Consider the following 20,590-nt stretch of genomic DNA (forward strand, 5'->3'; position numbering starts at 1 on the left):
GCCCGTTAGCGCCGATGGTACTGCTTTCTGTGGGAGAGTAGGTCGCCGCCTTTCTTTTGAAAAGCCCCTTGCAAATAGCAAGGGGCTTTTTTTATTTTTATTAGAATCTCTATTAAGTAAAAATTAACTTCAGGATGCTATTTAAACATGCTTTTTATTATGGTATTTATTCCAACAAAGAGTAAAATAATAGCTGTAACACAAATAACTAATGAGAGAACAAGTAAGGGGATATATAGGGGTTTGTCATCATTACTAAATGATATGTGAAGCAAGATTGGACCTGCGAACATTAATAATAAACAAAGCAATAGTCTTTTGACTCCTTTGATTAAAACTTCTTTATCTGTTCTATTATTTTCTTCCATAATCAATACTTTTTCTAACACTTTTATGCTTATCTAATAGCGCATTGGCTTCTTGCTCACTTACATTTAATTCGTTCATTATCATTTTAATACCACGATCAACAAGCTTATCATTACTTAATTGCATATCAACCATTTTATTATCCTTTACCTTGCCTAGTTTTATCATGGTAGCAGTAGTTATCATGTTAAGAACAAGTTTTTGTGCCGTACCTGCTTTCATTCTAGAACTTCCAGTTAAGAATTCTGGCCCAACAATTACCTCAACGGGAAATTTTGCTTGTTTTGAAAGTGGACTGTTTTGATTGCATGTTATACAACCGGTAACAATATTATTTTTATTACAAGCCTCAAGCGCGTGAACCACATATGGTGTTGTACCAGATGCCGCTATGCCAACCACCACGTCTTTTTCTGAAATATTATGATCATGTAAATCATACCAACCTTGAGTTTGAGAGTCTTCAGCAAATTCAACTGCTTTTCTAATAGCACTATCTCCACCCGCGATCAAGCCAATAACAACGTCATGTGAAACACCAAAGGTTGGCGGGCACTCGGATGCATCAAGTATTCCCAAACGACCACTTGTTCCTGCACCTAAGTAAAATAATCTACCACCGTCTTTTACTTTTGCGACAACTTGTTGAATCAATTCTTCAATTTGTGACAAGGCTTTTTCCACTGCCAAAGGAACCTTTTTGTCTTCATTATTCATATTTGCAATAATCTCGTTAACAGACATGTGCTCGAGATTATTATAGTCAGAATCTTGTTCAGTGGTTTTTATGAAATCCATGAATTAAAGTTAGTAATTTTTCAAATTATGGTTTTTTGAATATTACGATTAAGAATCGACTATTTTTGGTGTTATTGAATAGTATAAATGACTTCGTCAACTTCTGATAACCTAAAAAACCCAAATGGGAAATTTTCAGGATTGGTCTGATTTCCACAGTTTCCTCTTACAGTTGCGGGTTGAGTCTCAAAAGGTCCACCATTCTCGTCGCTACCTTGCTGAAGTAAAACAAACATATACTCATAAAAACGTTCTGAAACACCATAATTTCTAATAGTAACAACATCACCAGACTTTAAGTCCTCCTCTGTGTAAAATCCAAAAATTTGGTTACCATCCGTAAATCTATCTTCATATACTTCCAAATTAGGAACAACTGTAACATCGCTAATAAATTCAAAGAAATAGTAATTTTCGATATTAGCTGGATCGGTATAAAACGCTTTTAATTCAATGTCTTGACCTGAGAAACCACCATCATCAATTTGTTCAACAAAATCAATTGGTGCTACCGACTTAAAAGTTTCTGTAGCGGTATATAATTCATCATTATATAAAATACTTAACGTGTATACCTCGTCGATTATAGGTATAAAGCTATTATTTGTATAGATTCCAGTATTATCAACTTCAACAAAATTGTAAACATTAGCATTTGTGTCTTGAATTTGTACTATAGCCCCATTTGCAGGAGGCACATCTTCCTCAAAAAACGGTGCTGACAAACTAAGTTTAATTGATTGCTCATTACCTTGAGTACCTTTAAACCAATTGATTGAAGCTTCTATTACCAACCTTGGTTCAGACTCATTTAAATCAACATCAATGACATCCTCACAACTGTAGAATGTGGTAAGAACTAATATTAAATAGAATAACTTTTTCATTTTTTCTAGAAGTTAAAGTTATAGGATATGGACGGAACAATTCCAAAAAGTGCTAATCTCAACGCTTCATTTGCACCTGTTGTTCTGTTTTCTCTAAACTGAATGTTTACAGCGTTTCTTCGATTGTAAATGTTGTAAAGACCAAAAACCCATTCTCCTTTAAACTTATTCTGGCTATAAGGATTAGGATTATAATTCACAGAGAAATCTAATCTATGATATGCAGGCAGGCGACTTGAGTTACGGGATTCAAATTTTGGCACCAATATACCATTATATTCATATTGTCCATTAGGAAATGTAACTGGCAAACCAGTTTGGAAAACAAAATTGGAATTTAATCTCCACTTATCATTCAGTTCATAACTAGCTGTGACTGACACGTCGTGTGTTTTGTCAAATGGTGTATTATACCATTCTCCATTATTTATACCAGTTTCTACTGGTGTTCTACCTGGTGTCCGTTGTTCAGATTTTGATAACGTATAGGATAACCATCCCTTAAGTCTGCCTTCGTTTTTACGCAATAATACTTCCAAACCGTAAGCGCGCGCCTCACCGCTGAGAATTACTTGTTCAATGGCATTGTTAGCAATTAAATTTGCACCATCAGTGTAATCAATCCTATTATCAATTGTTTTATAAAACGTTTCAACCTCTAAGGAAAATAAATTGTCCTTGAATGTTCTAAAATATCCCAATGCAACTTGATCTAACAACTGTGGTTTTATAAACCTTCCACTTGGAGCCCATACGTCTAAAGGTGTTGGCGAGTTTGTATTGGATAATAAATGTAAATACTGAGCCATGCGATTATAACTGGCTTTTACAGAGGAATTTTCAGATAATTGATACGCAAGCGCCGCTCTAGGCTCAAAATTGGTAAAAGATTCAATTATATCACTTCTATCAAAATTTTCAGTATCTATAGGATCTGCTTTTTCATAAATACCAAGTTCCTCGTTAAATATTACAGGATTGTCGTTGGCATATACATTTAATTCATCTTGGCCAAGTCTATGAAATGTACTTAGCCTTGTACCATAGCTAACAGACAAACGGTCACTTAATTTATGCTCTGCATCAAGATAAATGGCATTTTCAAACGCATATTTATCAATAAGTTTAAAAGGATTTATACCAGAATCTTCTGTATTTGGATTTATTTCTCCGGGATTAAATTTGTAATAAATACTGTTCAGTCCGTACTCAAGTTTGAAATTATTGGTTATATAATGCTTAAGATCATACTTTACATTAAAATTTCTAATTCCAGATTCCCATTCAAACCCAACAAAGTTCAAATCCAGACCATAATAGTAATCTGAATAAATTAAGGACATATTTGAAAATAACTTATCTGAAAAGAGATGATTCCACCTAAAGTTTAAAACAGAGTTGCCATAAACGTTTTCAAAACTGTCTTGTATGCTGAATACGTCTCGGCCAAAATATCCTGATAGGAAAATGCTGTTTCTGTCATTGAGTTTATAACTTAATTTAGTATTTAGGTCATAGAAGTAAGCAACGTTATCTAAGTCGAATAAAGGGAGGAAGAGATGTGCATAGCTACTCCTACCACCAAAAAGGAATGAACCTTTTTCTTTTTTTATTGGTCCTTCAGCCAATAGTCTGCTCGATATTAATCCAATACCACCATTCATTTTAAATTGATTACTATTGCCTTCTTTTTGGTATATATCCAAAACGGAAGAAACACGGCCTCCATACTTAGCAGGTATGCCACCTTTATAAAGTTTTAAATCTTTAATCGCATCTGGATTAAAAACAGAAAACAAACCAAATAAGTGGGATGAATTAAAAATTATGGCTTCGTCTAGAAGAATAAGATTCTGATCAACCGCGCCACCCCTTACATTAAATCCTGAGGATCCCTCACCTGCATTGGTAACACCTGGTAATAAGGTTATAGATTTAATCACATCTACCTCTCCAAAAACCACAGGCATATTTTTTATGGTTTCAATAGAGAGTGCATTAACACTCATTTGAGGCTTTTTAATATTTAGTCTCTCAATATCTTCTTTAATTACTACTTCGTCTAAACTCTCGACACTTTCTGTAAGTTTATAATTTTTGTTTATATCTGAATATAATTCAACCTTTTCAGTTATAGTTTTAAAACCTAAGTAGCTTATTTGGATGGTATAAACGCCCTCAGGTAGGGTAATAGAGTAAAAACCGTATTCGTTGGTCATTGTTCCAGATTGAATGTCGGGAAAGACAACATTTACACCAATTAAAGTTTCATTACTGGCAATATCAGTGATTGAACCGCTTAGCGTATATTTTTTTTGTGCGTTTATTACAGAAGTAAGCAGAAGTAGTATAAGTGAAAAACCATACAGGTTCTTTTTCATGGCGCCAAAATTTTTGCAAAAATAAAAAAGCGTCATGTGGGATAAAGCCTTTTTAACGTAAGTTTAGTGTTAATAATGAATGAGGATTGAACATGAGGCCAATTTTAAGTTTTAAAAAGGCGAATGATAAAAATCAAATAGAAACAAGTAGTTAGAAATTAGAGAAATTAAAAATGAATACCGATATTTGCAAAAATTTAAAAAATTATATACTTATGACTAAAATAACTGTAGCCAAGGGAGATGGCATTGGCCCAGAAATAATGGATGCCACATTAAGAATTTTAGAAGCTGCTGGTGCGCAATTAGATATTGATGAAATTGAAGTCGGGGAGAAAGTATATTTATCTGGTAACACTGCAGGAATCTCTAAAGAAGCATGGGAAACTATTAGAAGAAATAAAATTTTCCTTAAAGCTCCAATCACTACGCCTCAGGGTGGTGGCTACAAGAGTTTAAATGTAACAACTCGTAAAACTCTAGGTCTATTCGCTAATGTTAGACCATGTAAAAGTTTGCATCCTTACATTTCGACTAAGCATCCTAATATGGATGTTGTTATTGTCAGAGAAAATGAAGAGGATTTGTATGCAGGTATCGAGCACAGACAGACAGATGAAGTTGTACAGTGTTTGAAGCTGATAAGCCGTCCTGGTTGCGAAAAAATTATCACTTATGCTTTTGAATACGCAAAGAAATTTGGCAGAAAAAAGGTGACTTGTTTTACAAAGGATAATATTATGAAGCAGACTGATGGCCTTTTTCATAAAGTTTTTGATGAAATCGCGGCGAATTATCCTGAAATAGAGAATGAGCATTGGATTATTGATATAGGTGCTGCTAAGTTGGCCGATTCACCAGAAACATTTGATGTCATCGTAATGCCTAATCTTTATGGTGATGTATTGTCTGATGTTGCTGCACAGATTACTGGATCAGTAGGATTAGCAGGTTCATCAAATATAGGTCATGATCATGCAATGTTTGAAGCTATTCATGGATCTGCACCTAGAAGAGCAGGACAGAATATGGCAAACCCGTCAGGTCTTTTACAAGGAGCTATCTTAATGCTACAGCATATTGGTCAATCTGATATTGCAGCAAAAATTCAGAATGCGTGGTTAAAAACAATGGAAGATGGAATCCACACTTATGACGTATACGATGAAAAAGTTAGTACTCAAAAAGTTGGTACAGCTGAATTTGCTGACGCAGTAATCGCAAATATTGGACAATTTCCAAATAAGCTTAAAAGGGTTGAGCTCAAAAATACAGGTGCTATAGAAATACCTAAGCACACTAGAAAGCCAAGAGCTGAGAAAGTGTTACAAGGAGTAGATGTGTTTGTTGATTGGGAAGGGACAAATCCTGATACCATTGGAGAAAAAATGAGTAAACACATGAATACCGATGTGCTCGAACTGACCATGATAACTAACAGAGGTGTAAAAGTTTGGCCAAATGGCTTTGACGAAACATTCTGTACGGATCATTGGAGATGCAGATTTAAAGCAGTTGAAGGTAAAACTGCCACAAAAGAAGATATTGTTAAAGTATTAAGTAAGGCAATAGAAGCAGGTGTTGACACAATAAAAACCGAGAATCTATATACTTTTGATGGCGAAAGAGGCTACTCTCTTGGACAAGGGCAATAGTATTTTCTCAGTTTTAGAAAATAGATTTAAAGACCGTCTTCTCAAAAGGCGGTCTTTTTAGTTTTGTGCTTTTTTAATTTATGTTACCGTTTAATAGGAACTGAAATAAAAGCAAAAAGCCATATCACTTCAGTAAAACTGACTTAACATGGCTTTTCTTCGAAACGGTACTAACGTGACCTATTTAGTCTTCACTAACTCAGCTGTATGGCCTAAACCATCATCCTTTTCAGTTCAAGTGTTTCCGCTTCACAGAAACGTTTCACACCTATCAAAATGTATTGACCTGATGCTACCGCATTTCAAAAAAAACTGTTTTCCTTGATGTTTCTTCTTATGTCATACACTTGCGCGTCTGCCAGAGTCCAAAACATTGCTTTTCCTTTTCATGTTCACTTTCGCTCCCATTACTTTTTCCAAGCTTTTCACCTAAACTACCGACCCTACACTGTATGGTCAATACTTTAGGCTTCATGATTTGATCGTCTATCTTGCCTACACAAGCGACTCACTAATCTCAAAAAACAATTTCAAAAAATAAAGAACTTCTTTATTACAATTTAACACTTATTTGAAATAATATTCAAAAACAAACTGGGTTTGTTGTTAATTGTTAAGCTAATTTATGTTACAATAATTAAATTCCAAATTTTTTAACTATATAAATGTCAACATCTTATGAACCAATGTTATTAACAAAAGTTAATAAACAAAAAAGCCTTCGCTATCGAAGGCTTTTTCACTGTTATTTCGGTTAGCTTATCGTCTAACTTCTTTAATTCTTGCTTTCTTACCAGTAAGTCCTCTGAAGTAGAAGATTCTTGCTCTGCGTACTTTACCGCGTTTGTTAACTTCAATTTTTTGAAGGGCAGGTAAATTTACTGGGAAGATACGTTCTACACCAATTGTCCCTGACATTTTTCGAATGGTAAACGTTTCTGTAGTTCCAGATCCCTTGCGTTGCAATACCACACCCTTAAAAAACTGGGTACGTGTTTTGTTACCTTCTTTAATTTCGTAGTAAACAGTGATGGTATCACCAGCACTGAACTCTGGTAAGTCTTTTTTTGTTACAAATTCGTCCTGTACAAATTTTACTAAAGAATTCATTTCTTTCTATTTATTGTTTTTTTAAATCAACATTCACGATTCTCGCCAGAGGTTAACCTAAAAGTGGGTGCAAAGATAGTTAAAAAGTTAAAAGTTGAAAGTAGAAAACGAAAAGTTTTTTATGATCTTTTAAAGTCCTTTATGGCAAAGATTAATAAACCTGAGCAAAATAGTATCGATAAAAAACCACCAATAAATTTAGACCACCCAATAGTTTTTATTAATGTCTCAGCTCCGTGATTCCCTGCTGCACGGTTCGCAATGAAACTACCAACACCAAATAATATTGTTAAAATGCTTCCAATCAAAAGTATAGTTGTAGAGAAAGTTTTCTTTTTAATAAACAATATAATTGTTGCAGTAACAATACCTAGTGATGATATGCCACTTAATATCATTCCAATTAGTTGTAGATAATCGTAAGAATTCATATTTCTAATCCTTTAATAGGTCCGGTCGTCTTTCTTGGGTGCGTTTATAAGCTTGTTGTTCGCGCCATTTTTCAATTTCAGGAAAATTGCCGCTAAATAGTATTTCAGGTACTTTCATGCCTTTATAATTTCTAGGGCGTGTATAAATAGGAGGGGCTAGTAAGTTATCTTGAAATGAATCTGTTAGGGCAGAGGTTTCATTTCCAAGCACACCCGGTAGAAGTCTAATAATAGCGTCACATAAAACCGCTGCTCCAAGTTCTCCGCCAGATAATACATAATCTCCAATAGAAATCTCTTTTGTTATAAACGTATCTCTTACACGTTGGTCAACACCCTTATAGTGACCACAAAGAATTATAATGTTTTTCTTTAAAGAAAGCATGTTGGCCATACTTTGGTTTAAAGGTTTGCCATCTGGTGTCATGTAGATTATTTCATCATAAATGCGTTCCTCCTTTAGTTTAGAAATACACTTATCTATTGGCTCTATCATCATAACCATTCCTGCACCACCACCAAACTGATAGTCGTCAACAGATTTGTAATTGTCAGTTGTGTAGTCTCGTAAGTTGTGGAGATGAACCTCGACCAATTTGGCTTCAATAGCACGTTTTAAGATTGATGCTTCAAATGGACTTTTTAATAATTCGGGTAATACAGTTATAATATCGATACGCATGTTGCAAAGATGCGATAAATTAGAATTAAAAAAAATCCGTAATAGTTCAATTACGGATCGGTCTTTTTATGTTAAAATGAATTAAGCTTTGTTCTTGTTTATTTCGTCTTGAAGCTGTCGCCTTACCTTCTGTTCACGTTCTAAAGCGATTCTACGGTGTTCTTCAAATTCGGATTCTACTTCTTCTAATTTTAATTTAGCTGCTTTTGTAAGGGCATTACTTCCTTTAAATTTCAATATAAAAAACACGAGTAGTGCAAATAGGCCTGCAATGATGCTCCACATTAAAACATTATAATTTGTTTTTCCCAATTGTATGCCAAATAGTGCCATACTGTTTTTCTCAGCTTCTGTTTCCCCTAGTGTAGTCTGCGTGTTTTTGAGTTGTGTTTTTAAATCTTCGATTTCTTTTTTTTGATTTTCCACAGTTTTTTCCGAGACGTCAAGCTTTGCATATGTAGTTTTTAGGGAGTCTAACACATGTGCTTTTAAAGTTAGAAGCGAATTATATTTTACTGCCTCATATTTCTGTCCGTTCAAACCTTTGAAATTTCCAGATTTCTGAAATATGTATTCAAACTGATTATCAATAGTACCGCTATTCAGAGATAGTTCTTCTTCTTGTGATTGAGCATTGGCTGATTGTGAAAAGCTAATCTGAAAACTGATTGTTAAAATCAGAAACACAGCGGATTTCGTGAGGGATCTCATCATCATCTATTTTTGGTTATGTTAGGTTTAGTTGAGTGCCAATATACTAATTTTAAAAGCATTAGATATAATAAGACTTGGCAAAAAAAATATTTGAAATTACAGTTCTATATACGACTATTTGTTCTATTTGGATGTTAAAACGAGAAAAGCCTTCATTAAGAAGACTTTATTATTGTACAGTATATTCTAATAGTAGGCATAGCGTCTAACCTTTGAAATGTATTTTGCAAGTCTAATAACTTGATGGCTATATCCATACTCATTGTCGTACCATATGTACAAAATGATATTTTTTCCGTCCTTTCTAACAATAGATGCTTTGCTATCATATATTGATGGTGCAGAACTGCCTACAATATCGCTCGAGACTAGCTCATCGCTCATCTCATATTTTATTTGTTCTACTAAGTTACCCTCAAGAGCATATTTTTTCATTATTGTATTAAGTGCGTCTAAAGTTGTTTTGGTTTCTAACTCTAAATTTAAAATTGCCAAGGATCCATTTGGAACGGGAACTCTAATTGCATTAGATGTAAGTTTACCGTCCAAAGTAGGCAATGCCTTGCTTACTGCTTGACCAGCACCAGTCTCAGTTATTACCATGTTTAGACCAGCAGCTCTTCCCCGTCTATATTTTTTATGGAAATTATCTACTAGGTTTTGATCATTCGTATAAGCATGTATTGTTTCCAAGTGGCCCGATTTTATACCAAATGAATCTTCTATTGCCTTAAGAACTGGTGTTATTGCATTTGTAGTACAAGATGCTGCGGAGTAAATCTTTACTTTGTCCGGGTCATAATCAAAATGATTAACGCCATGAACAATATTTGGGACACCTTTGCCTGGAGCGGTGAGTAACACCTTTTCAATACCTTTAGCCTTTAAATGTCTACCCAATGCTTTTTCATCTCTAAAGGCACCAGTATTATCAATAACTAAGGCGTTGTTTATACCATACTTTGTATAATCGATTTCTTCTGGTGCATTTGCCGCTATAACATTTACCGTTGTTCCGTTAATAATTAAAGCGCTATTTTCTATATCGGTTGTAACCATTCCTGAAAAGTCACCATGTACGGAATCGTTTCTTAATAATGAAGCTCGCTTTTCTAATACTGCTTGATTTATTTCTCCTCTAGTGACAATTGCTCTAAGTCTTAATTGACTACCAGAACCGGTTCTCGCCATAAGTTCACGTGCCAAAAGTCTTCCTATGCGTCCAAAACCATAAAGTACAACATCTTTTGGCTCTACAGGATTGTTATTTTTAGACTCTTTTAATTTAGCAGAAACAAAAGCGGTTGCATTACCATATTTATTGTCCTCTAAGTGGTATTCGTAGGTTAATTTTCCAATATCAAGTTTGGCTGGTGGTATATTGAGCTTACTGATAGCGGTCGCAATCTCAACGGAATCAAAAATTGATATTGGTTTTTGAACAAACTCACCTGCATATTCGTGTAGGTTTAAAATTTCGCTAACGTTTTTATCAATTAGTTGATTACGGAATAGTACTACCTCTATGGATTTGTCGTACCATAAATCTGTTATGATTTTAATAAATTCTACTGTTGCTCTGCGACGATCTGCTTGAAAGGCTAATTCTTGTTCGTAAGTGTCGTTAAAACCCATTTTCTTTTGGTTTAGTGATTTAGATTTTGCGGCAAAAATACATATTTCAATCGTTTTCGTAACACCTTTTGTCGAAAATAAGAACCCTTTAAAGAATGGATCTTTAAAGGGTCAAATTTTAAAAATGAGATTTATCTCTTACCTGAAATTATAAACGGTTTTTTCACCTGATTTATTAATAACTTCGATTTGTAGTGGTTCATTGTAATCTCTAGTTTTCATGGCCGTTTGTACATCATCAACTGAAAATAGCTTTTTTCCATTAATTTTGGTAACTATACTTCCCTCTTCAACACCATTTTTATTCCAGTAATTCTTGTAATTTTCTTCATAAAACTCTGAAATTTTAACGCCATAATTTATGTCGTACTTTTTTAAATCCTCTTTTGAAGCGTTCTTGACGTAACCAATTGTTTGTAGTAAAGTTATAGACGGTTTTAACAATTTTACCGGTAAAACCTCGGTGTTCCCTTCTCTTATCAACGTGACATTAACAACATCATTTGGACTTTTGGTTTTTAAATACCCTGTTAAATCAGAAAACTTATTTATTTCAACATTGTCAATTTTTCTTATAATATCTCCAGATTGGATACCCGCTTTTTCAGCTCCAGTGTCTTCTTGTACTTCACTAACGTAAAAACCTTCAGTAATATCGACACCAAGCTGTTCTGCTGCTTTACTGTTTAAAGCACCTCCAACAACACCTAAAATACCATTTTGAACATTTCCATATTCCATGATATCGTTTACAATCTTTCTCGCTATGTTGCTCGGAACAGCAAAGGAATAACCAATATAAGATCCATCACGTGAGGATATGGCTGTGTTTATACCTATTAAGTCACCGTTGGTATTAACTAGTGCACCACCAGAGTTTCCAGGATTTACGGCAGCATCGGTTTGAATAAAAGATTGGGTATTTCTACCACTCAAATCTCGAGATTTAGCACTTATAATTCCTGCAGTAACTGTTGAATTTAGATTAAAAGGGTTGCCAACTGCCAGCACCCATTCACCAATTTTGGCATTGTCTGAATCTCCAAAAGCAAGGAAGGGTAACTCCTCTTCCGGTTCTATTTTAATCAATGCTATATCCGTCGCCTCATCAGAGCCAACAAGTTCTGCAGTATATACTTTATTATTGTTTAAAGTTATACTTATATCATTTGCATTTCTAATAACATGATAATTTGTTACGATGTACCCTGAAGGTGATATAATTACTCCACTGCCAGTACCAACTTGCGCACGTTCACTACTTCTGCCCGAAAATAAATCGTACATGGTCATTGGCGCAGTTACGATTGCCGTATTCTTGACATGTACTACAGCATCCAAGGATTTTTCAGCTGCTTCTACAAAGTTTGGCATTGCAGTCTCTATTGTATTATTAGAGCTTGTTGTTGTCGGTATGTAAATCGGGATTTCCGAAACTTCATTGACAACTAAAGGTTCAGTATTTTTAGCTTCAAAAAAAAGTTTGTAACCACCTAAGGTTAATAGACCACCTAATACCGAAACACACACTAAGGTTATAATCTTCTTCATAATTTTTCAGATTAAAGTTTTACTATTTAACGATTAAATTTAGAGATTTATTGAATTTCAAAATTATATTTAACGACTATTTAACTTCATATTTAACGCCTAATTAACAGCTCATAATACTTGCTATTATTGTTATATTTGTATGGTATATGACAACAACGTTTTACAAATATCAAGGCACTGGTAACGACTTTATTATTATTGATAATCGTCTACAAATTGTTAACAAAAACGATACCAAGCGCATAGAGGAGTTGTGTGACCGACGATTTGGCATTGGTGCAGATGGATTTATACTTCTTGAAAATGACGAATTTTCAGATTTTAAGATGGTTTATTATAATGCTGACGGAAAAGAAAGTTCTATGTGTGGTAATGGTGGACGTTGTATTGTTGCTTTTGCCAACTATTTGGGTATTATTGATAAGGTGACAAAGTTTTCTGCAATTGATGGGCTACATAATGCTTCAATTGATAATGGTTTTGTGTCTTTACAGATGGGAAATGTTGAGGGGGTAAAGGTATTTGAAGATCATACATTTTTAGATACAGGTTCACCACATCATGTAGAAATGGTTAGCGAAATTAAAAACCTCGATGTTAAAACTAAAGGTTCCGAAATTAGATATGGAGCGTCCTATGGTGCGGAGGGCAGCAATGTAAATTTTGTAGAACCAATATCCGATAACCTATTTTCAGTGAGAACTTATGAAAGAGGTGTAGAAGACGAAACGTTTTCTTGTGGTACAGGTGTTACAGCAGTAGCATTAGCTATGCATGCCAATAATAAAACAAAAACCAATACAGTTTTTCTAGACACTTTAGGAGGTAAATTACAGGTTAATTTTAAACCTTCTGAAACAGGGTATAAAGACGTTTGGCTCATTGGTCCTGCGGTTCAAGTCTTTAAAGGAGAATTAACATGGTAAGTCTGAAAGGAGATAATATATTTCTTAGAGCCTTGGAGCCTGAGGACTTAGAGTTTGTTCATAGCATTGAAAATGATATAAATTTTTGGGAGCTGAGCGACACGAAGCAACCGTATTCACGTTTTATCATTAAAGAATATCTAAAAAACGCAACGCAAGACATATTTGAGGCTAAACAACTTCGTCTGGCAATATGTGATAATCGCAACAGTGAAGTAATTGGCTTAATAGACCTGTATGATTTCAATCCAATCCACAAGAGAGCCGGGTTGGGTATTTTAATTAAAGAAGAATCCAATAGAGGTAAAGGAGTTGGTAAAGAAGCATTAAATCTGCTTTTGGATTATGCATTTAAAATTTTAAATCTGCATCAGGTCTACGCCAGTATTTCTGAGATGAATGAGGCTAGTTTAAATCTTTTCCAAAAAACCGGGTTCAAAAAAATTGGACTAAAAAAGGATTGGACATATGATGGTAAAACTTATAGAAATGAATTTATTCTACAACGTATTAATATCTAGTTTATGTATTTAAAAAAGATACTTTGGGCAGTAGCTTTAATAGGACTCGTAATATTTGGAGTTTTTGCCTTTTACATTTATGGTGCTATGTTTTCACCAAATACAGCGTTTAATAATAACGAAGCTTACATTTATATACCTAGTAATGCTACCTATAATGATGTTAGAAATCAGCTAGAACCACTGCTTAAGGATATTGACGGTTTTGATGCATTAGCTAAACAAAAAAAGTATAGCACAAATATTAAAGCTGGGAAATTTGTGATCCTAAAGGACATGAATAATAACGAAATTATTAATTCCATTAGGAGCAATAATATCCCAATAAAGATTTCATTTAACAATCAAAATAGTATTGAATCACTAGCAAGCAGAATTAGTGCACAGATCGAAGCAGACAGTAGTTCTTTAGTTAAAGCAATGCTAGACGAGTCATTTTTGACCCAAAATGGCTTTAATAAGGCAACAGCTTTAGGGATGTATTTACCAAACAGTTATGAGTTTTTCTGGAACACTTCTGCAGAAAGATTTAGAGATAAAATGTTAAATGAGTACAATCGATTTTGGACTACCACCCGTACAGAAAAAGCACAAAAACTAAATCTAACACCAAATGAGGTCATAACCCTAGCTTCGATTGTTCACGAAGAATCCAAGAAAAAGGATGAACAACCTAGAGTTGCTGGTGTCTATCTTAATAGATTGAGAATTGGTATGCCTCTGCAGGCAGATCCAACCTTGAAATTTGCAGCGTATCAACTGCCAAAGTATAGTAATACGGTGATAAGACGTGTACTCAACGAGCACAAAGACATTGAATCTCCATACAACACATATAAAAATCCAGGATTACCACCAGGATTAATAGCAATGCCCGATTTATCAGCGATTAAAGCTGTTCTCAATTCAGAAAAACATGATTATTTGTACTTTGCTGCAGATGCAGAACGATTCGGTTATCATAAATTTGCAAAAACGTTATCGCAGCATAATTATAATGCTCGGCAGTATCAAAACTATTTATCCTCGCAGGGTATAAGGAAATAAAACATTGCGCAAAAGTATACTCTTCTTTCTTTTATTGGTATTTAATGTTCTGAGTCTAAATGCTCAAGGCCAAGTGAATAATTTTCTAAAACCTAGTGACACCTTAAACGTTTTACGGCGCAATATGGTGGTGATTACTGAGACTTCTTTAGCTACACTCACATTAATAGGGCTAAATGAATTATGGTATTCAAACTACGACAGATCCAGTTTCAGAACAGTTAAAGATGGTAACGAATGGTTGCAAATGGACAAATTTGGCCACATATTTTCATCTTATCAACTTGGAAGGTTAGGCGCAAACTCTTTGAATTGGGCGGGTGTGAGTAAGAAAGATCAATTAATATATGGTTCAACACTTGGTTTGGGGTTTCTCACTGCCGTGGAGGTTATGGATGGTTTTTCAGAGGAATGGGGATTTTCTTGGTTTGATATGTTAGCTAACGTTACCGGGACAGGACTTTATGTGGGTCAGGAGTTGCTTTGGGAAGAGCAACGGATTATGTTAAAGTATTCATTTAATATGTCGAAATATGCAAATCAGCGACCGGATGTCTTGGGAAATGGGTTTTTTGAAGAGGTATTAAAAGATTACAATGGACAAACCTATTGGTTAAGTGCGAACATCAATTCGTTTATACCAAACAATAAAATTCCAAATTGGTTGAATTTAGCTTTTGGTTATGGTGCTGATGGAATGTTAACAGGCAAACCAAATGATCCGCTTTTTCCAAACCAAAATCGTATAAGGCAATACTATCTCAGTTTAGACCTCGATTTAACAAGGATTAAAACAAAATCAAATTTCTTGAAATCCATTTTCGACGTTTTGAACGTAATTAAGCTTCCTTTTCCAGCATTGGAATTAAATAGCGAGGGTCGTGTAAAGTTCCATTATATCTACTTTTAATAAGTATTTATAACAACTAAAATACTGATATTCAGTATTTAGAAAAAAGTCGTATCTTTGCACTCGCATTTAGTAAAACAATTTGGGGAAGATTTTTTACTGAAATTTAGCTGTTATGTTTAAAAATAGAGTTAAGACTTTTGTATTGCCCTTCTCAATCTGTTTTGTTGTCGCTATGGCATTATATCCGGATTCTAAATTAGATCCTGAAAATTACTCCACTGAAGGGTTAGAATTAGATTATAACATAAAGGAAGATTTGGCTTTGAATTCGCAATCCTATAAAAATGAGAATACAACGACAATATTTACGCCATATTTAGGTAAGTCTTTTGAAGGTTTTAAGGAGGCGCTTGCTTTCAAAGAATCTCGTGGAAATTATTTTACTGTAAATACACTCGGTTATTTGGGTAAATATCAGTTTGGTTCTGAGACATTAAAACTTATAGGTATTTACAGTCCGAAAAGTTTTCTATATAATCCTGAATTACAGGAAAAGGCGTTCGTCGCAAATACAGAACGTAATAAGTGGATCCTACGAAATGACATAAAAAGATTTGAAGGTAAGAGTATTGCAGGTGTTAGAATTACTGAATCGGGAATCTTGGCGGCAGCACATCTCGCTGGTCCGGGAAGTGTTAAGAAGTTCTTACGAAGTTCTGGTAATTATAATTTTTCGGATGCATATGGTTCGACTGTGAGATACTACATGAAAAAATTCTCAGGTTACGACACGTCCTTTGTAAAGCCTAATAAGAAAGCAAAAGCAAGAATTTAATTCCTTTTAAGAATAAATATTGAAGGTCTTTTATGAAAATCTTCTTTATTTTTTTTCCATTCTTTAGCTGTCATAGTTTTAATATATTCTGTAGGTAGGGTAATATCACATGCGACACATAGTTTTGTGTCTGAATGAAGAAAGGTGGTTAAATCCTCTAGTAATTTATTATTTCTATAAGGCGTTTCAATAAATATCTGCGTTTGATTTTGTTCAGAAGAGAGCCGTTCAAGTGTTTTTATTTTTTGCTTTCTTTCGACTTTATCAATGGGTAAGTACCCATTAAATGCAAAGTTTTGTCCATTCATTCCAGATGCCATAAGTGCAAGCAATAAAGAAGATGGTCCTACTAGTGGTACAACTTTTATCTTCATTTCGTGAGCTAAAGAAACAATCTCTGCGCCAGGATCGGCAATGGCTGGACAACCTGCTTCAGATAGCAGGCCTACTGAAGTTCCTTTTAAACAAGGATTCAAAAAGGTATTGCGTTCGCCTTCACTTGTGTATTTATTTAAGACATTAATTTTGAGAGAGGGTTGCGATTTACCGGGTGAAACACGTTTTATGAAGCGTCTTGCTGTTTTCTCATTTTCAACAATATAATCATCAATATTTTCAATTATTTTTTTAATAGTCATGGGCAGTACCTCTAGAGGAGGGGTATCGCCTAGTCTTGTCGGTATCAAATATAATTTACCGTATTCCTCCATGATTAATTAATAATGACTTTATAGTTCTTGATTTCTCCAATGTTTGAGCGCAATTCTAAAATATATATGCCTTCTAAGATATCAGTAATATTAAGCTGGAGTATACTAGCATTTTCTTGAATAACGGTTTTTACCTTTTTTCCTTGAATGTCAATTAAAGAAATAGTAATTAGTTCATTTTGAGCCAATCCTGAAAAATTGATATTTAACAATTCTGAGGTAGGATTTGGATAAATCTTTAATTGGTCAAGTTCAAATTCTTCTGTACTCAACAAATTATCTACCAATTTGTATATGTTTCCAGTTGTAATGTCAGAAATGTAAAGTTCGCCATTGACGTCTTCACCAAATGCTACCCAATTTCCTGAAAAATCAGTCAAGGTCATGTCCCAATTGGGTCCATTTTCAGTTAAGTATCCAATTTCGCCGCTGCAATAATCAGCAAAAAAATATAGACCATTGAAATTAGCATAAGTACTTCCTTGATAACGGTAGCCTCCTGTAATTGAGCATTTAAAAAGTCCATTACTTGAATGATTGTATTCTGCGACGGGATAGGTCAAAGTATTTGGATTTGGACATCCACTCGTATTGTAGGTAGCATTACCCTCATAGCATCGCCAACCATAATTCAGTCCTGCGTCTGAAATAGAAGCTTTATTTATTTCTTCATATTCTTGCTGGCCAACATCTGCAATCCATATGTCTCCATTTAGACTGTCAAACGAAAACTTCCAAGGATTTCTTAAGCCATAGCCCCAAATTTCTTCGCTATTAGTAGGGCTATCCTTGAAAGGGTTATCAGACGGTATTGCATAATTATTGCCATCTTCAGTATTATCCACATCAATCCGAAGTATTTTTCCTAATAGATTTGTTAGATTTTGAGAGTTATTTAGAGGATCACCTCCAGACCCTCCGTCACCAGAGGATATATAAAGATAACCGTCAGGACCAAAAGCCATGTCACCACCATTATGATTAGAAAATGGTTGGGAGTACGTAAGTATTATTAATTCGGAGTTGGGATCAGCAAGTAAAGGATTGGTAGTACTTCTATTAAATCGTGCTATTACAGTGTTGCCTGAATTATTAATGTAGTTTACATAAAAAAAACCATTACTAGTGTAGTTTGGATGAAAGGCTAGACCGAGAAGTCCACGTTCATTTCCAGTATTTATAACTTGCGAATCAATATTTAGAAAAGGTGCGGTTTCAATGGTGCCATCTGCATTTACAATTTTAATATAACCATCTTGCTCAACAACATATAACTTATCATCTCCTGCATGTTTTATAGTTACGGGTCTATCCAAATTCTGAGCAAATAACTGGATGTCTAATTCCTGTGCAGACAGTAAGAGACCATATAAAAAACAACTTAATATGGCAACGTATTTCATATCCAATTTTTTTGACTTGCTTAAAATTACAAAAAAGTAAAACTTTTTGCTGTGCTTGTTCTGTAATTTAAATTTGTCTTATTAAAAGGTCGCAGGTTTCATCCAAAAGGTTGAATACATATTCAAAATCGGATTGATCACCATAATAAGGATCAGGAACATTTTTATTGGTAAGAGAGTCATTGGCTTGTAATAAGAGTTTTACTTTCATTGTATCATTACTATTACGAGCAAGATTAATAATATCTCGATAATTAGATTCATCCATGGCAAAAATGAGGTCAAAATTATCGAAGTCATTAACCTCAAATGACCGTGCTCTTTGAGAACTAATGTTTATTCCATTTTGTTTTGCAACCTTGATTGACCTTATATCTGGCTTTTTCCCGATATGATAAGACGCAGTTCCTGCTGAATCAACAAAATAGTCTTTAGAAGAAAGTTTAGAAGCTAAAATACCGTGTGCCAATGGTGACCGACATATATTGCCCAGGCACACCATCAAAATCCTTGTCATCCTAGATTTTTTTAGAGAGATAATTTTTTAGAAAGATCCTCTACGTACTTTCTAAACTGCTTATCTGTAGAGGAGAGGTTATCTACTGTTTTACAAGCATGTAGTACAGTGGCGTGATCTCTTTGGCCAATTTGGGATCCAATACTGGCTAATGAAGCTTTAGTATATTTCTTTGCAAAAAACATAGCCAATTGACGAGCTTGAACAATATGGCGTTTTCTGGTTTTGGATTGAAGTGTGCTAACATCCATCTGAAAATAATCTGAAACTACTTTCTGAATGTAATCAATAGATACTTCGCGTTTTGTGTTTTTAACGAATTTCTCGACAATATCCTTAGCCAGACTTAAGGTAATTTCTTTTTTATTGAATGAGGATTGTGCTATTAATGAAATTATAGCACCTTCTAATTCTCTCACATTACTTTTTATGTGCTTTGCAACATATTCTACTATCTCTTCAGGCATTTCAACACCATCTCTATATAATTTGTTTTTTAAGATGGATACCCGTGTTTCAAAATCAGGAGTTTGCAATTCTGCTGAAAGCCCCCATTTAAAGCGAGAAAGCAAGCGCTGCTCAATATCTTGCATATCTACAGGTGGTTTGTCACTTGTTAGAATTACCTGTTTACCATTTTGATGTAAATGGTTGAAGATATGGAAGAACACATCTTGAGTCCCTGTTTTACCAGACAAAAACTGAACATCGTCAATAATTAAGACATCTATAATCTGGTAAAAATGTATAAAGTCGTTTCTGTTATTCTTTTTAACTGAATCTATGTATTGTTGTGTAAACTTTTCAGCTGAAATATATAAGACTGTTTTTTCGGGATATTTATCTTTAATATCTACACCAATTGCATGAGCCAAATGTGTTTTCCCCAATCCTACGCCACCAAAAATTAATAGCGGATTAAATGATGTCCCGCCTGGTTTGTTTGCTACTGCAATTCCTGCATTTCTTGCTAGGCGATTTGAATCCCCTTCTAAAAAATTATCAAAATTATAACTAGGATTAAGTTGCGACTCAATTTTTACGTTTCTAATGCCAGGTATAATAAAAGGGTTTTTTAATTCTGGGCTTTTATTATCAAAGGGTACATCTACATCTTGTGACTTAAGGGCTGATCTATTAGAGCTTGGTATTTTTTCAGTAAATGGTTGCCTATTTCCATAGGTGTTCTCCATTTTAATGACATATACCAATTTGGCATCTTCCCCTAGCTCTTTTGTTAAGGCAACTTTTAAGATTTTAACATAGTGTTCTTCTAGCCATTCATAGAAAAATTTACTTGGTACTTGAATACTTAGAGCATTGCCAGAAAGTTTAACCGCTTTAATTGGCTCAAACCATGTTTTGTAGGCTTGTGGTTGAATGTTATCCTTTATAAAATCAAGACAGTTATCCCATACAGATTGAGCGGTTACCTCCATGCTTTGAGTTAATATTTTGTATTGTTAGTTAGATTAGCAAAAAAAAAGAGAACTGAATTTCTCTCGTTTAATATCGAACAAATATGTGAACAAAATTCTTAAAAAAAAAATGAATTTCTATTG

The 20,590-nt window shown here is 34.3% G+C and carries 20 protein-coding genes; 6 read left to right on the forward strand and 14 right to left on the reverse strand.

Annotated elements, in window-relative coordinates:
• Positions 1–137: 137 nt before the first annotated feature.
• From LBU54_RS10630 to LBU54_RS10645, 4 genes are all read right to left on the reverse strand, one after another.
• A complete protein-coding gene (locus tag LBU54_RS10630; RefSeq protein ID WP_224529215.1) occupies positions 138–368 on the reverse strand; it encodes a DUF6095 family protein in 231 nt (76 codons plus the stop codon).
• On the reverse strand, positions 355–1,167 hold the full coding sequence (gene murQ / locus LBU54_RS10635) for an N-acetylmuramic acid 6-phosphate etherase (protein WP_224529217.1): 813 nt from the start codon (positions 1,165–1,167) through the stop codon (positions 355–357). The genes LBU54_RS10630 and murQ overlap by 14 nt, the downstream gene beginning before the upstream one ends.
• A 71-nt stretch (positions 1,168–1,238) precedes the next feature.
• Positions 1,239–2,054, reverse strand: coding sequence for a DUF4249 domain-containing protein (locus LBU54_RS10640; RefSeq protein WP_224529218.1), 816 nt, complete (start codon positions 2,052–2,054; stop codon positions 1,239–1,241).
• A gap of 5 nt (positions 2,055–2,059) precedes the next feature.
• On the reverse strand, positions 2,060–4,435 hold the full coding sequence (locus LBU54_RS10645; RefSeq protein ID WP_224529220.1) for a TonB-dependent receptor: 2,376 nt from the start codon (positions 4,433–4,435) through the stop codon (positions 2,060–2,062).
• A 215-nt stretch (positions 4,436–4,650) separates the two neighbouring features.
• On the opposite strand from LBU54_RS10645, the gene LBU54_RS10650 reads away from it, so the two are divergent.
• Positions 4,651–6,090, forward strand: a complete 1,440-nt coding sequence (locus tag LBU54_RS10650) for an NADP-dependent isocitrate dehydrogenase (RefSeq protein WP_224529222.1) — start codon at positions 4,651–4,653, stop codon at positions 6,088–6,090.
• Between the two features lie 759 nt (positions 6,091–6,849).
• Here the strand turns inward: LBU54_RS10650 and rplS are convergent.
• From rplS to LBU54_RS10680, 6 genes are all read right to left on the reverse strand, one after another.
• Positions 6,850–7,200 carry a 50S ribosomal protein L19 gene (gene rplS / locus LBU54_RS10655; protein WP_224529223.1) on the reverse strand — a complete coding sequence of 117 codons (351 nt, stop codon included), beginning with the start codon at positions 7,198–7,200 and terminating at the stop codon, positions 6,850–6,852.
• 119 nt (positions 7,201–7,319) lie between these two features.
• Positions 7,320–7,631, reverse strand: a complete 312-nt coding sequence (locus LBU54_RS10660; protein WP_224529225.1) for a hypothetical protein — start codon at positions 7,629–7,631, stop codon at positions 7,320–7,322.
• Between the two features lie 4 nt (positions 7,632–7,635).
• Entirely contained in the window at positions 7,636–8,313 is a 678-nt protein-coding gene (gene trmD / locus LBU54_RS10665) for a tRNA (guanosine(37)-N1)-methyltransferase TrmD (protein ID WP_224529227.1), read from the reverse strand.
• Positions 8,314–8,394: 81 nt separating this feature from the next.
• Positions 8,395–9,024, reverse strand: coding sequence for a tRNA (guanine-N1)-methyltransferase (locus tag LBU54_RS10670; protein ID WP_224529230.1), 630 nt, complete (start codon positions 9,022–9,024; stop codon positions 8,395–8,397).
• Positions 9,025–9,213: 189 nt separating this feature from the next.
• Positions 9,214–10,662 carry a glyceraldehyde-3-phosphate dehydrogenase gene (locus LBU54_RS10675; RefSeq protein ID WP_224529232.1) on the reverse strand — a complete coding sequence of 483 codons (1,449 nt, stop codon included), beginning with the start codon at positions 10,660–10,662 and terminating at the stop codon, positions 9,214–9,216.
• Positions 10,663–10,800: 138 nt separating this feature from the next.
• Positions 10,801–12,213: a trypsin-like peptidase domain-containing protein gene (locus tag LBU54_RS10680; RefSeq protein WP_224529234.1), complete on the reverse strand. Its 1,413-nt coding sequence runs from the start codon at positions 12,211–12,213 to the stop codon at positions 10,801–10,803.
• A 149-nt stretch (positions 12,214–12,362) separates the two neighbouring features.
• Here LBU54_RS10680 and dapF point away from each other — a divergent pair, with 149 nt between their 5' ends.
• From dapF to LBU54_RS10705, 5 genes are all read left to right on the forward strand, one after another.
• Positions 12,363–13,142 (forward strand): diaminopimelate epimerase, encoded by a 780-nt coding sequence (dapF, locus tag LBU54_RS10685; protein ID WP_224529236.1) that lies wholly within the window; start codon positions 12,363–12,365, stop codon positions 13,140–13,142.
• Positions 13,136–13,663: a GNAT family N-acetyltransferase gene (locus tag LBU54_RS10690; RefSeq protein WP_224529239.1), complete on the forward strand. Its 528-nt coding sequence runs from the start codon at positions 13,136–13,138 to the stop codon at positions 13,661–13,663. Before dapF ends, LBU54_RS10690 begins: the two co-directional genes overlap by 7 nt.
• Before the next feature lie 3 nt (positions 13,664–13,666).
• A complete protein-coding gene (gene mltG, locus LBU54_RS10695) occupies positions 13,667–14,710 on the forward strand; it encodes an endolytic transglycosylase MltG (RefSeq protein ID WP_224529241.1) in 1,044 nt (347 codons plus the stop codon).
• A 4-nt stretch (positions 14,711–14,714) separates the two neighbouring features.
• Positions 14,715–15,620: a DUF2279 domain-containing protein gene (locus tag LBU54_RS10700; protein WP_224529243.1), complete on the forward strand. Its 906-nt coding sequence runs from the start codon at positions 14,715–14,717 to the stop codon at positions 15,618–15,620.
• A 115-nt stretch (positions 15,621–15,735) separates the two neighbouring features.
• On the forward strand, positions 15,736–16,398 hold the full coding sequence (locus tag LBU54_RS10705; RefSeq protein ID WP_224529244.1) for a lytic transglycosylase domain-containing protein: 663 nt from the start codon (positions 15,736–15,738) through the stop codon (positions 16,396–16,398).
• Here LBU54_RS10705 and LBU54_RS10710 read toward each other — a convergent pair.
• From LBU54_RS10710 to dnaA, 4 genes are all read right to left on the reverse strand, one after another.
• Complete coding sequence (locus tag LBU54_RS10710; protein ID WP_262899741.1) at positions 16,395–17,108, reverse strand: SAM-dependent methyltransferase; 714 nt, start codon at positions 17,106–17,108, stop codon at positions 16,395–16,397. The two genes, LBU54_RS10705 and LBU54_RS10710, sit on opposite strands and share 4 nt — an antisense overlap.
• A gap of 2 nt (positions 17,109–17,110) precedes the next feature.
• Positions 17,111–18,511: a PQQ-dependent sugar dehydrogenase gene (locus tag LBU54_RS10715; RefSeq protein WP_224529247.1), complete on the reverse strand. Its 1,401-nt coding sequence runs from the start codon at positions 18,509–18,511 to the stop codon at positions 17,111–17,113.
• A gap of 67 nt (positions 18,512–18,578) precedes the next feature.
• A complete protein-coding gene (locus LBU54_RS10720) occupies positions 18,579–19,028 on the reverse strand; it encodes a low molecular weight protein-tyrosine-phosphatase (protein WP_224529249.1) in 450 nt (149 codons plus the stop codon).
• An 11-nt stretch (positions 19,029–19,039) separates the two neighbouring features.
• On the reverse strand, positions 19,040–20,467 hold the full coding sequence (dnaA, locus tag LBU54_RS10725) for a chromosomal replication initiator protein DnaA (RefSeq protein ID WP_224529252.1): 1,428 nt from the start codon (positions 20,465–20,467) through the stop codon (positions 19,040–19,042).
• Positions 20,468–20,590: the final 123 nt, after the last annotated feature.

It is taken from the genome of Winogradskyella alexanderae (assembly GCF_020166335.1).
In the GTDB taxonomy this organism is placed as follows: domain Bacteria; phylum Bacteroidota; class Bacteroidia; order Flavobacteriales; family Flavobacteriaceae; genus Winogradskyella; species Winogradskyella alexanderae.

Bases quoted from the DNA above. Each gene is read 5' to 3' on its own strand.
- LBU54_RS10630 (WP_224529215.1), bottom strand. From the start codon at position 368: ATGGAAGAAAATAATAGAACAGATAAAGAAGTTTTAATCAAAGGAGTC.
- murQ (WP_224529217.1), bottom strand. From the start codon at position 1,167: ATGGATTTCATAAAAACCACTGAACAAGATTCTGACTATAATAATCTC.
- LBU54_RS10640 (WP_224529218.1), bottom strand. From the start codon at position 2,054: ATGAAAAAGTTATTCTATTTAATATTAGTTCTTACCACATTCTACAGT.
- LBU54_RS10645 (WP_224529220.1), bottom strand. From the start codon at position 4,435: ATGAAAAAGAACCTGTATGGTTTTTCACTTATACTACTTCTGCTTACT.
- LBU54_RS10650 (WP_224529222.1), top strand. From the start codon at position 4,651: ATGACTAAAATAACTGTAGCCAAGGGAGATGGCATTGGCCCAGAAATA.
- rplS (WP_224529223.1), bottom strand. From the start codon at position 7,200: ATGAATTCTTTAGTAAAATTTGTACAGGACGAATTTGTAACAAAAAAA.
- LBU54_RS10660 (WP_224529225.1), bottom strand. From the start codon at position 7,631: ATGAATTCTTACGATTATCTACAACTAATTGGAATGATATTAAGTGGC.
- trmD (WP_224529227.1), bottom strand. From the start codon at position 8,313: ATGCGTATCGATATTATAACTGTATTACCCGAATTATTAAAAAGTCCA.
- LBU54_RS10670 (WP_224529230.1), bottom strand. From the start codon at position 9,024: ATGAGATCCCTCACGAAATCCGCTGTGTTTCTGATTTTAACAATCAGT.
- LBU54_RS10675 (WP_224529232.1), bottom strand. From the start codon at position 10,662: ATGGGTTTTAACGACACTTACGAACAAGAATTAGCCTTTCAAGCAGAT.
- LBU54_RS10680 (WP_224529234.1), bottom strand. From the start codon at position 12,213: ATGAAGAAGATTATAACCTTAGTGTGTGTTTCGGTATTAGGTGGTCTA.
- dapF (WP_224529236.1), top strand. From the start codon at position 12,363: ATGACAACAACGTTTTACAAATATCAAGGCACTGGTAACGACTTTATT.
- LBU54_RS10690 (WP_224529239.1), top strand. From the start codon at position 13,136: ATGGTAAGTCTGAAAGGAGATAATATATTTCTTAGAGCCTTGGAGCCT.
- mltG (WP_224529241.1), top strand. From the start codon at position 13,667: ATGTATTTAAAAAAGATACTTTGGGCAGTAGCTTTAATAGGACTCGTA.
- LBU54_RS10705 (WP_224529244.1), top strand. From the start codon at position 15,736: ATGTTTAAAAATAGAGTTAAGACTTTTGTATTGCCCTTCTCAATCTGT.
- LBU54_RS10710 (WP_262899741.1), bottom strand. From the start codon at position 17,108: ATGGAGGAATACGGTAAATTATATTTGATACCGACAAGACTAGGCGAT.
- LBU54_RS10715 (WP_224529247.1), bottom strand. From the start codon at position 18,511: ATGAAATACGTTGCCATATTAAGTTGTTTTTTATATGGTCTCTTACTG.
- LBU54_RS10720 (WP_224529249.1), bottom strand. From the start codon at position 19,028: ATGACAAGGATTTTGATGGTGTGCCTGGGCAATATATGTCGGTCACCA.
- dnaA (WP_224529252.1), bottom strand. From the start codon at position 20,467: ATGGAGGTAACCGCTCAATCTGTATGGGATAACTGTCTTGATTTTATA.